This is a genomic window from Methylobacterium sp. WL103 (assembly GCF_008039885.1).
GTDB lineage: Bacteria > Pseudomonadota > Alphaproteobacteria > Rhizobiales > Beijerinckiaceae > Methylobacterium > Methylobacterium cerastii.
In genome coordinates this window covers 25,356-36,413 of sequence record NZ_VRUX01000004.1, presented here as the reverse complement: position 1 = coordinate 36,413, position 11,058 = coordinate 25,356, and the positions used below count along the sequence as shown (strand labels likewise).

8 protein-coding genes are annotated in these 11,058 nt (G+C 63.3%); 5 read left to right on the top strand and 3 right to left on the bottom strand.

The window, feature by feature from the left end; translation table 11 throughout:
* Nucleotides 1–103: 103 nt before the first annotated feature.
* From FV222_RS00790 to umuD, 3 genes are all read right to left on the bottom strand, one after another.
* Complete coding sequence (locus tag FV222_RS00790; RefSeq protein WP_147812634.1) at nucleotides 104–286, bottom strand: hypothetical protein; 183 nt, start codon at nucleotides 284–286, stop codon at nucleotides 104–106.
* 281 nt (nucleotides 287–567) lie between these two features.
* The gene (locus FV222_RS00785) at nucleotides 568–1,857 is read right to left on the bottom strand and encodes a Y-family DNA polymerase (protein ID WP_147812633.1); all 1,290 of its coding nucleotides are present in this window, start codon (nucleotides 1,855–1,857) and stop codon (nucleotides 568–570) included.
* Nucleotides 1,854–2,282, bottom strand: coding sequence for a translesion error-prone DNA polymerase V autoproteolytic subunit (umuD, locus tag FV222_RS00780; protein WP_147812632.1), 429 nt, complete (start codon nucleotides 2,280–2,282; stop codon nucleotides 1,854–1,856). Before umuD ends, FV222_RS00785 begins: the two co-directional genes overlap by 4 nt.
* A gap of 404 nt (nucleotides 2,283–2,686) precedes the next feature.
* Here umuD and zorA point away from each other — a divergent pair, with 404 nt between their 5' ends.
* Genes zorA through FV222_RS00755 form a run of 5 tightly spaced genes read left to right on the top strand, consistent with a single transcriptional unit; the run spans nucleotide 2,687 to nucleotide 10,889 of the window.
* Complete coding sequence (gene zorA, locus FV222_RS00775; protein ID WP_147812631.1) at nucleotides 2,687–4,699, top strand: anti-phage ZorAB system protein ZorA; 2,013 nt, start codon at nucleotides 2,687–2,689, stop codon at nucleotides 4,697–4,699.
* Nucleotides 4,700–4,710: 11 nt separating this feature from the next.
* Nucleotides 4,711–5,631 (top strand): OmpA family protein, encoded by a 921-nt coding sequence (locus tag FV222_RS00770; protein ID WP_147812630.1) that lies wholly within the window; start codon nucleotides 4,711–4,713, stop codon nucleotides 5,629–5,631.
* Nucleotides 5,632–5,639: 8 nt separating this feature from the next.
* Nucleotides 5,640–7,022, top strand: coding sequence for an EH signature domain-containing protein (locus tag FV222_RS00765; RefSeq protein ID WP_210248421.1), 1,383 nt, complete (start codon nucleotides 5,640–5,642; stop codon nucleotides 7,020–7,022).
* Complete coding sequence (locus FV222_RS00760) at nucleotides 7,022–10,024, top strand: DEAD/DEAH box helicase (protein ID WP_147812628.1); 3,003 nt, start codon at nucleotides 7,022–7,024, stop codon at nucleotides 10,022–10,024. The genes FV222_RS00765 and FV222_RS00760 overlap by 1 nt, the downstream gene beginning before the upstream one ends.
* 10 nt (nucleotides 10,025–10,034) lie before the next feature.
* Complete coding sequence (locus FV222_RS00755) at nucleotides 10,035–10,889, top strand: hypothetical protein (RefSeq protein ID WP_147812627.1); 855 nt, start codon at nucleotides 10,035–10,037, stop codon at nucleotides 10,887–10,889.
* Nucleotides 10,890–11,058 lie beyond the last annotated feature (169 nt).

Here is an 11,058-nt window from a genome sequence, read left to right as displayed (position 1 = left end):
TCGGATAACGAAGCTCGCTTCGATCGTAGCGGGTCCGGTTCTCAGTCGTCCACATCGGCAGCCTCCACACAGGCAGCCTTGAATCACAAACCCCTCACATCACTCAATATGTCGCCGGACAGACACTTAGGATTTTGTCATCTAACGCCAAGTACGGAGCTTCGAGAAAGGCAATATCTTTGCGCGAAAAATCATTGAAGCTGGACTGCGATTTACCAGCATGAATTACCCATGCCTGCTGGGTGGGGCTCACTAATTTGGCTGCAATATCGATCTTTAATGACATGTTTCTCTCCGCATCTCCGAAACCCTATCGCCGAGGATAGAGCCATTCAAGGAGGAGCTGTGAAAGCCAACAATTATTTATCATATCATTCTGGGATTGAGGCTGCCCATCAGGCATCTCGTCTCTTGCGTTGTTTAATACGAAAGCCATCCATCACCAGTGTATCCCTACACACCGTCACAACCGGGCAAACCTAGGCTGAAAATGATCAACCCTGTGTACGATAGAAATTGCACAGCTAAGTTCATGATGGTTGAGCATCAGACTGCGTTGTAGGATGTCTACGCAGCCGCGATCACCGGCAACTCGGCATGCCTCGTGGTGTATCGAGGCGAGCGCATCTCGAACTTGGTCGACCACTCCCGCTTGGGGGCGAACCCGGCCGCGCCCGGGACGACGGCCCCGCGCCCGAAGCGCCGGTTGCAGGCATCGAGCGCTTCCATCAGGGCGGCCCCCATCTCGCGGTCGAGCTGGCCCAGGCCTGGCATCGCCCGCTGGGAGGCGGCCAACAGCATCAGGTCGGTCGTGACGACCCCGGCCTTGGAATAGCGGTACCCGTCCCGCCAGGTCTTTCGGACGCCGTGGGTGGCGGCCTTCACGAGAGCCATGGTGTCGTTGGTAGCCTCCGGCAGCGTGACGACGGTCGAGACCGAGCGCTGCGGACGGTCGCGGTCATGCTCCGAGGTGTGAAAGAAGACGGTGACGTGGTTGGTGGCCAACCCCTCGCGCCGGAGCTTCTCGCCGAGCCTGGACGCATGGGTGGCCACGGCTTGCTCCATGGTGGCGCGATCCTTGACACGTTCGGAGAACGACCGGGTGACGGCGCATCCCTTTCGGGTGGCGGCCACTGTCTCCAGGTCGAGGCAGGGGGTGCCGCGGAGTTCGTGGACGAGGCGCTCGCCGACCACGGTCATGGTCTTGCGGGCGACCTTCGGATCGAGGTCGCGCACGTCGGCGGCGCTGTCGCATCCCAGCGCCTCCAAGCGCCGGGCGTTGGCCGGCCCGACGCCCCATATGTCGGGGACCGGCACCCGGATGATCCAGTGGTCGTACTGCTCTGGGTCGGTCAGGTCGCAGACCCCGCCGAGCTCGGGGTTTTTCTTGGCGACGTGGTTGGCGAGTTTGGCCAGCGTCTTGGTGGGACCGATGCCGACGCAAGTGGGAATGCCCGTCCACGCCCGGACGGTTTCCCGCATGTCGCGGGCCAGGGACTCCCGATCCCGATCCCGCACGTCGGATATGTCGAGGAAACTCTCGTCGATAGAGTAGATCTCGATGCGGGGGGAGAAGTCCCGGTAGACGGCATTCACTCGGGCGGACATGTCCCCATAGAGGGCATAGTTCGAGGAGTAGACCCGCACACCTTTCGCCTTGCATAGGTCGCGGATCTTGAACCAGGGCTCGCCCATTTTGATGCCCAGCGCCTTGGCCTCTTTGGTCCGGGCGATGGCGCATCCGTCGTTGTTCGACAGCACGATCACCGGGACCTTCGCCAGGCGCGCGTCGAAGACCCGCTCGCACGAGCAGTAGAACGAGTTGCCGTCGGAGAGGGCGTAGGCCCGGGCGCTCATTCGCAGCGGCGCCGGGCGCAGACGGAACCGGAGACGACGCCCCAGACCTCGATCACGGCATCGGGGGAGAGCTGGAACTCGGGGAAGCGTGGGTTGGCGAAGTGCAGGCTGATGCGCGGCCCCTGACGCTTCCAGACCTTGAAGGAGCGCTCGCCGTCGATGTCGACCACGACGATGTCGCCGGTTCGCGGGGTGAGCGACCGATCGACGATGGCGAGGTCGCCGTCGAACAGTCGGGCGAGGATCATGCTGTCGCCAGCGACCCGGACCAGGAAGGTGGCCGGGCGGTTGACGATCAGCAGGCGCTGAAGGTCGATCTCCTCCTCGATGAAGTCGTCGGCGGGGCTGGGGAAGCCGGCCCGGACGGCCTTGGCGAGAAGGGACACCGGCATGGGAAAGCCGATGGTGACGCCGCTGATCTGCATGGTGCTCCTCCGCGAATCCAGGAACAAAAGCAGAACACGTTCGGCGGGTTCCGTACAGCGGCTACGCTTGATAGCGGAGGCACATTTTGGTGTTGCGATCTCGGTCCGGCAGTGCCGCTATGCTGGCTTGGGCCACGGCGGCCTGGGCCTTCGAGGGGAGCGGCGATGTGCTCGCCAATTCCTATTTTCGTGCTGGAACAGCCCCTTAGATTGCAACAAAACCTGACTGATGCAACCCAGCGCTTGTTGTCGTACGATTCGCATGAGAGCGTGGGATCAGGCTGAACTGTACCCACTGGGAAGACATGAAGTCTCTTTTATGGGCTTGGTACGTACGCGCTCCGCTTTTCGGCGCCTTGTTCGTTTTGGGTTACCTCCTCTCCTACCTGCTTCCCGTCCTATCGGTGAAATCGAACCTGCCCGTCCTCCTGCAGGTCGGTGCCGAGGCGGGCCGAGGCCAGTTCGAGAACGTCGGTCATTCCGAGTTCGCGTTCGCATTGGCCTGCGCCATCGTATCGACCGCCTTCGCCATCGCCTTTGCGATGGCGTTCACCCACGTTCTCGCGGTCCGGTTGTCGCTCCGCCATGCTCGAAAGGATCTCGGACCTAAGGCCGATCCAGTAGCCTTCCTGAATGACTTCGACCGCGTCAGCCACCGGCTGCAGCGGCACCCGCTGATCGGTCATGCCTGGGAGGAGTTCGCCAAGAGCTGCCTCCGTGAGACCGCGGTCGTGCGTACTTCCAGGCCGAATGCGTTCTTCACGCCGGCCACGGCCCGTGAGCGGCTTCCCGGCTTGAAGCTGATGCCCACGATCCCGGGGTACTTCGTCGGGCTCGGATTGCTCCTGACATTCGTCGGGCTCGTCATCGCGCTGTCGCGGGCCGCGGGCGGCGTTGCCGGATCGCCGGAGAACATGACCCAATCGCTTCGCGACCTGCTTGACGCGGCGACATTCAAATTCTCCACGTCTATCGCCGGGCTGTTCTCATCCCTGGTCCTCGCCCTGGTGTTCAAGGTGTACGCGATCATCGTGGAAGGCGGCTTCGAGAGCTTCTGTCGCGAGATCGAGCGACGGACCACGTTCCTCACCTCTCAGACCGCCCTGGTCCAATTAGTCCAGGCTGAGAAGGAGCAGCTGCAGCAGCTCAAGGAAATCAACGACGTCCAGTTCTTCACCAAGCTCGGCCAGACCCTCGGACCCGTCCTGTCCGCCGCGGTCGAGAAGGCGGTCGCGCCGCTCACGACCCAGTTGGAGGCGACCGTGGACAAGCTGGAGAGCACCAGCCGGACCGGGACCGAGGGCCTTCTCAAGTCGTTCACGGACAGCCTGCACGGCACCGCCGGGACGGAACTCAAGGAGATTTCCGTCGTGCTCAACCAGACCAAGGACGCGCTGAACAGCGTCCGCGGCCACCTCTCCGGGTCCGGTGAGGAATTCGCTGATCGCATGCGCGAGGCGACGGCCACCTTCGGGCGACTGGTGTCCGAGGCCGGAAGCCAATTTAACGCGAATAACAGCGCCAGCCGCGAGACGGTGGAGGCGCTTCTTCAGACGCTGAACTCATCCGCCGATGCCGCCAAGGAGCGTATGAACCGCGACGTCGTCGAGGCCGGCCAGGCATCATCGTCGATGTTGAAGGAGGGGCTGACGGAGGTGCTTTCGCAGGTCGGCGCCAACATGGCGGCTTTCCAGGAAATGGTCTCCGGGATGCAGGACCGTCTCGGCAAGGAGGCCGAGGCGACTGCGGTACGTTCTCAGAGCGCAGCCCAGAGCGCCGCCGCAGCCGCAGCCAAGGCCGCCGTGGAGACAGCCGAGGCGATCCGGTCCGGGTTCGCCGATACGGTCTCGCAGCTCCGGGGCGACGTCGAGAGGATGTCGACCGCCCTCCGCGCCTCCGAGGAAGCATTCTCCGCCCAGGCCCGGGCAAGCCAGAACACGGTCGAACAAACCAACGTCGCCTCTGTCGCATTCGGCAAGGTCGCCAACGACGTGACGAGCGCTTCCAGGCCCCTTCTCCAGGCATCGGAACGCATCGCGGGGTCCACCGAGACCCTCGCGGAAGCAGCCAAGGGCGCGGCCGAAAGCCTGCGGGTCGGCCAGGAAGCCGCCAGGGTGCTCGCGACCCGGTTGGAGGAAGGCAACCGACAGATCGAGAATGCCTGGCGCCAATACGAGGAACGCTTCGGCGCGGTCGACGAGTCCCTCGGGAACGCGGTGCGGGGCCTGGCGACCGAGACGGCGCACCAGCAACAGATCCTCGCCGACTTCGTCCTGAAGATCGACGAGGGCTGCGCGACCGCGGTCCAGAGGCTGCAGGTCGTTACGAACTCGATCCAGGAGAATACGGCCGAGATCGGGGAGGTGTTCGATGACTTCCTCGGCCGAATGCCCCGGCGCGAAATGGCGGGCGCGTAGGATAAGCCGCCATGATGACCGCGACCGACGAGCCCGCCGAGGAGAGCGAGAACTACTTCGTGTCCATGACGGACATGATGGTGGGCATGCTCTTCATCTTCATCATCATGCTGATGGTGTTCGCCCTGAATTACCGGATCGGGGACGACGATTCCAAACGCATCAAGGATTGCCTGACTGAGGTCCTCATGCGGAACGCGCAGTTGAGCAGCGACATCGATGCCAACGTGAACCGCATCCAGAATGACGTCCGGGGACAGATCGAGGCCCTTGAGCTTGCCGCGGACCAGAGGCGGAGACTGCTCACCGACATACGCCAACGCCTCGTCGAGCAAGACATCAAGGTGGAGATCGACGAGAGGAACGGCGTCCTGCGCCTCACCGAGGCCGCGGTCAGGTTCGAGCCGGGCAGGTCCGATCTCGACGTGCCGGCCCGGTACAACATCGGGCGCATCGGCCGGGTGCTGACGGGCGTCGTCGCCAACTATGCGGCCTGTAAGGGAGACGGTCCGAGCGATGCCTGCAAGGCATTCCAGGGGGCAGGCCTGGAGACGATCTTCGTCGAGGGGCACACCGACACCACGGGCGTTCCGGATGCCGCCGAGCGGGACCGCCGCAACTGGCTCCTCTCGACCGAGCGAGCGACCTCGACGTACCGCGAGATCCTGGCGGGCTCCCCCGAGCTTCGCGGCATGCGCAACCGCCGGGGCGAGCAGATCGTGTCGGTCTCGGGCTACTCGTCCACGCGCCCCATCGCCTCGGGCGAGGACAGGGCGGTGTGGGCGCGAAACCGCCGCATCGACCTCCGGTTCGTCATGGATGCCGACACCACCATCAACCTTCGCGACATCATCGCGCTCAACGAGCAGGTAAAGGCGCAGATCGGTCGCTTGGCCTCCATCAGCCAGGAAAGCATTCAGGCATGCAAATGAAGGCGGCCATGGCGGAGATCCCCGGCCGTCGGCTCAACGTGCCGGCAATGCCAGTCGTCTCCCGTTCGGTTCAGGCCGCCGCGGGGATCGAGGACCCCGGCGTAACAGTCGTGGAGCGGAAGCCGGACGACCTGGATCAGATCGCCGCCCGCCTCTCGGAGGCATTTGGGGCCAACGAGTCCCCACGTCGGAGGGACCTGAACCAAGCCGCTTGGTGCATCTGGGAAGGCAAGCGTCCCCTGGCCGAGCAGCCTTCGGTCCTGACCAAGCTGCTCGATCATGTGCGCGGATCCGGCCGTAAGTCCTCCTTCCGTCGCCTGGCGTCCGTCTACGTCACCGCCTTCAGGCCGCTGGGTACAAGCGCCAATGATGCCTCCCTTCGGCAAGTTGCGCGGACGCTCGAAGCCATCGCGCCGGCATTCACGGGCCCCTTCTCGGTCGCCGCCGAGGCACTGCGGTTGTTCGATCCGAGAGAAGCACCCCGCGTCATCGCCGGCCGGGCGCTACAGATGGGTTCGTCGCCGAGCACGGTTCTCGCTGGCGTCGGCATCCAGAACATGGCGTCTGAGGGAGGGTTGGCGGAGGCCGCATTCCTGGCCGGCCTCGAACAGCTGGCCGCGGATGCCACTCTTTCTCCAACAGAAAGGCTCGCTAGGATCTCCGGTTGGGGGCTGCGCGGGGACGGGAAGGTTCTCTTCGAGCAACATCGCGGGCCGCTCGTGGATGCCCTGGTCATGCCGCACGGCGACAACCCGCCGGCGAAGGACGTGATAGACCAATACCTCCGCTTCCTCGTCGGGAAGTTCGGAGATCCGCGCCTGCGGCAGGCGAACTGGTCTCCCATGCGCTCGACGGCAACGGTGCGGCGATGGTTGACCTCGCTGTCGCTCCGCCAATTCCTGGATGTCGTCGACCGCGGTGCCTACGTCGCCCAATGGCGATACCGCCGGGCCTTCTGGGAGGCGGTCCATCGCCGCGACCTGATCTCCGACGCCTGGGTCGTCTTCGACGAAGTCGGCGATGACGCCGCCCGGCGGCTCTTCAAGGTCGAAGCGCCCTATGCCCGCTTCGAAGCAGGAGGCAGGAAGCCCATCGAAAGAGGACATGCAGTCCTGCTTCTCAAGATCGGCAAAGGCATCGTTGCGGAGTGGAGCCACAATGGGCGCTGCAACGTATGGCATTCGGCCACAGATCCTTCCGCACCACAGCTTCATCAGAGGCGATACAACACCGACGAAACACGCATCAGCCTAAAAAGTACGCCGGAATTTCTGCGCATTGAAATTACACACGCTGGATCTGAAGGTTACAATTGGCAGGCAAAGGTGGCTAATGAGATCCACGCGCTGACAAACATTCGTATCCTTGAATCTGAGTACAGGCTCTATTGATGGCGATCCGTTTTCAATCCCAATGCCTGGCCGATGTCGTCGAGGTGAAACTCACGCGTTCGAGATTGTTCGGCGGAAGCGTGACGCTGCCTCGGGGAGAGTGGGAGGGACTGAAAGATGCGAACGCGAAGGTGGCGCGTCGGCTGGTGCCGCTCGTCGCCGAGGGCGGAGCCAGGTGGGAGCAGGATACCCTTCAGATATCGAACGATGTCGCCGCCGGCTTCAGCGGCATACTGGCTTCCCAGATCGGACTGCCGGAGATTGCCCCTCTCCTCGTTGACATCACCTTCCATCAGACGATCAGCCAGAGGGACTGCCGGATCAACACGGCGTGGATGGAAGCCTCGCATACGCCGATCTCGCCTCGGCGGACCGGCCTTCAGATCACGTGGGGTGAGCGGTCGAAGCGCCTGGCCGGTCCGCTTTTCACCTTGATGGAGGCCATCGACCGGTTCAACGCGACCGATCCGGACGACCTATCGACCAAGACCCTTCATTGGAGTGAGGTCACCGCCGCCCTGTCCACCGTCAAGGGCGAGACGGTCAATACGGACGCCTATACGAAAAGCCTGACCGTGTTCCAGGCGGGATCCTTCTCGCTCGACGTCAGCCACGGCACCGGTGGCGTGAGCTTCTCGCCGATCCTCATGAGCAGGACCGTGGCGCGTTCGCTGGAAGACAATGCCCCTGTTCTGGAAGAGGGCGGCGAGGACGCCAACGAGCTCGTCGATGCCGAGGTCTCGAACCTCCTCGTCAACGAGGATCGCAAGGCGTTCCAGAACGCATTCGATAACTCCGCCCAAGGCGTCCATGCCTCCTACGCTCTTCGGCGTACGACCTATCTGCTGATCGACCCGGACCTTCAGAGGGCCCTGAATGTCGTGCGCTCGATGCGTTCGGCGACGGAGGAGCGGAAGCTCGCATTCGTCAAGAACCCCCGGACGGTGATCGCGACCGAACTGGGGCTGGACACCAGCGACCCGTCACTGACGGCCGTGTTCGTCGAGACGAAGCAATACTCCGAACGCGTCATCGGTTTGGGCGTCTGGCAGCGCCCCGAACTGACATGGTTGTCGAAGGCCAACACCGAGTGGCTCCCCGAGCGATTTCCGGTGGAGCTCGACGGAAAGAAGATCGAGGTCGCGCGAGCCGATGTCATTAAGCTCCGCGACGATGTCCTGGCCGCCGAAGACGATCCCGTCGAGCGTGTTCCGTTCCAGGGCGGGGACATATCGCTCCCATCGGCCGAAAGCGTGCTCACCCAGGTCGGTCTCGACATCAAGGCGAGGGTGCCGGTCGACGCCGAGACCGGCCAGTTCGTCGAGGACGCCGAACAGACTCCGACGGCGGCAAGTCCAGCGATCACCGAACCGGTGGTGGTCCAGATCGAGACCAACTTCGAGGAGGTCACCTTCGAGGTCCTCCGCCGTCCACGCAATCCGGTGATACCGAAAAGCTTGCCGACGGCTCGCATGGGCGCGACCACCTTCAAGCGGCATCAGCAGGAAGGTTACGACTGGCTTGTGAACGCGTGGGTGGCCGGCTGGCCCGGTGTCCTGCTCGCCGATGACATGGGTTTGGGCAAGACCTTCCAAGGCCTCGCATTCCTTGCCTGGATCACCGAGAACAAGCGAACCGCGCTCTCCAGAGGAAACACGGAGGTCAACAAGGGACCGATCCTGATTGTTGCTCCCACCGCCTTGCTGCAGAACTGGATGCAGGAGGCCGACAGGCACCTCGCGCCGAAGGCGCTCGGTGAGGATCTGGCCCAGGTTTTCGGCGGCGGGATCAAGAAATTTCGGAATCCCGACGATGCGGCGAGGCTCCGCGGAGAGACCCTCGACTGGCGCAAGCTCGCCGATCATGACTGGGTCCTCACCACCTACGAGACGCTCGCGGACAACCATGCGTCGTTCGCACGGGTCAATTTCTCCGTCGCCCTCTTCGACGAGATGCAGAAGGTCAAGGACCCCGGCACGCTCAATACCTGGGCGGCGAAGACGGTGAATGCCGACTTCGTCCTCGGCTTGACGGGCACTCCCATCGAGAACCGGATCGAGGATCTCTGGTGCATCATGGACCGAGTTTTCCCGGGCTTCCTACGCGACCTGCGTTCGTTCTCGCGCGACTATCGTGACGGCGATCCCGACCGCTACAGGGCGCTGTCCGACCAGATGAAGCAATCCGTAGGCGGCGCCCCCGCCATCATGCTGCGCAGGATGAAGGAGGACGAGCTCGAAGGTCTTCCCGAGAAGAGGATCGAGACCTACCCGACGATGATGCCGAGCGTGCAGGCCGAGGCCTACGGACGGATCGTGGCGCAGGCATTGGAGGGTGATGGCGCTAAGGCTCGGGGTGCGATGCTCGAAGTGATCCAGAACCTGCGTGGCATCTCGCTCTATCCGGGCGATCCGAGCGAGGTCGACCTATCCACGGTGCGCGGGTGCCGGGAATGGATCGAACAGTCCGCCCGGCTCGGGAAATCGTTCGAGATCCTCCGCGGCCTTGAGCGTAGCGGGGAGAAGGGGCTGATCTTCGTCGAGCAGCGCGGCATGCAAGCGCTTCTCGCCGAGGCGATGTCGACGATGTTCGGCATGGACGAGCCGCTGATCATCAACGGGAATACGCCGGGCATCCGCCGCCAGAAGCTGGTCGACGAGTTCCAGGGACGGCGGCGCGGCTTCGACGTCATGATCCTTTCGCCGAAGGCGGCCGGCGTCGGTCTCACCATCACGGCCGCGAACCATGTCCTTCATCTCAGCCGCTGGTGGAACCCGGCCGTCGAGGATCAGTGCAACGACCGGGTCTACCGCATCGGCCAGGACAAGGCGGTGACCATCCATATCCCGATGGCCGTACATCCGACGCTGGGCAACAGGACGTTCGACGTGACCCTCCACGGCATGCTCGAACGGAAGCGGGAGATGTCGAGAAACCTCCTGATGCCTCCCGTCTCGGACACCGACCTCAAGGACATGTTCGACATGAGCATGGCTGCCTGAGAGGTCATCGATGAGGATCTTCGCAAAACGGTTCTTCGGATTCGATCCCGTCACGCGACCTGTCGTGACGTTCGGGAAGGCGGGGAACCGAGATGCCCTGATCAGGGCTTCCGACCCCGGCGACCTGATCGTTTACGTCGGGACCCAAGACGCCCCGACGGATGAGGGTGATCGTGGTCGGTTGCTCGGCATGGCTGAGTTCGCGCGGATCGCCGTCGACGCCAGGGACATCATCGATCCGACGACGTTCAGGTCCTTCGACCTGCACCCTGACGGCACCCTCGTATGGCCCAGCGGTCTTCCAATCCTTCGGGCATGGGCGTTCAACGAGCCTCGCCTGAAGCTACTCGACGTCCTCCGGGAGCAATTGACCTTCGAGGCGACGGTACGGGCGGTCGAACTCGACGAGCGTGATGCCCGCGCCGTTATGGCCCTTCCAAGGACCGAGGTGCCCCTCCCGCCCCATCCAGTGATCAAGCGACTGACCGAGTTGGGAGAGGCGCTCCAGCAAGGTCGCCCCACGACCGGTCCGATCCCGGTAGATTGGGAAGGCACCGTCGTCCGAGACGCGAGCGCGGAAGCTTGGACCTATGCCCTTCGCTTTGGACGAAGGAACATCTGGAAGGTCGGGCACGCCCAGGACACCGATACTCGGCTTGACGATATCAATCGCCACGTACCTCACGAGGAGATCGGAGAGCGGTGGGAACTGCGCTTGCGCCAACGATGGTCGAGTTCGGTTTTGGCCCACGCGATGGAACAGCGCGTCTTCGTTGCCATGAGCCACTTCCGCACCGAGGGTGAGAGGTTGAGGTGTACTGAAGGACAGTTGCAAGCCGTGTGGGCAAGAGCACTCGCTTCTTGAGGGAGTTGAGCCTGCGAGCGCCATCGTCTGTATCGACAGTTGGCCGGCAACACCTGCAGCCTATCTTCCTCGGGGTCTTGGAAGCTCCAGCTGTACGGGTTCAGGGCCATCGTCTTGAGGGGTCGGCATCCTACATCGTTGGGGAAGACATCTCCTGATCCTTCCGGAC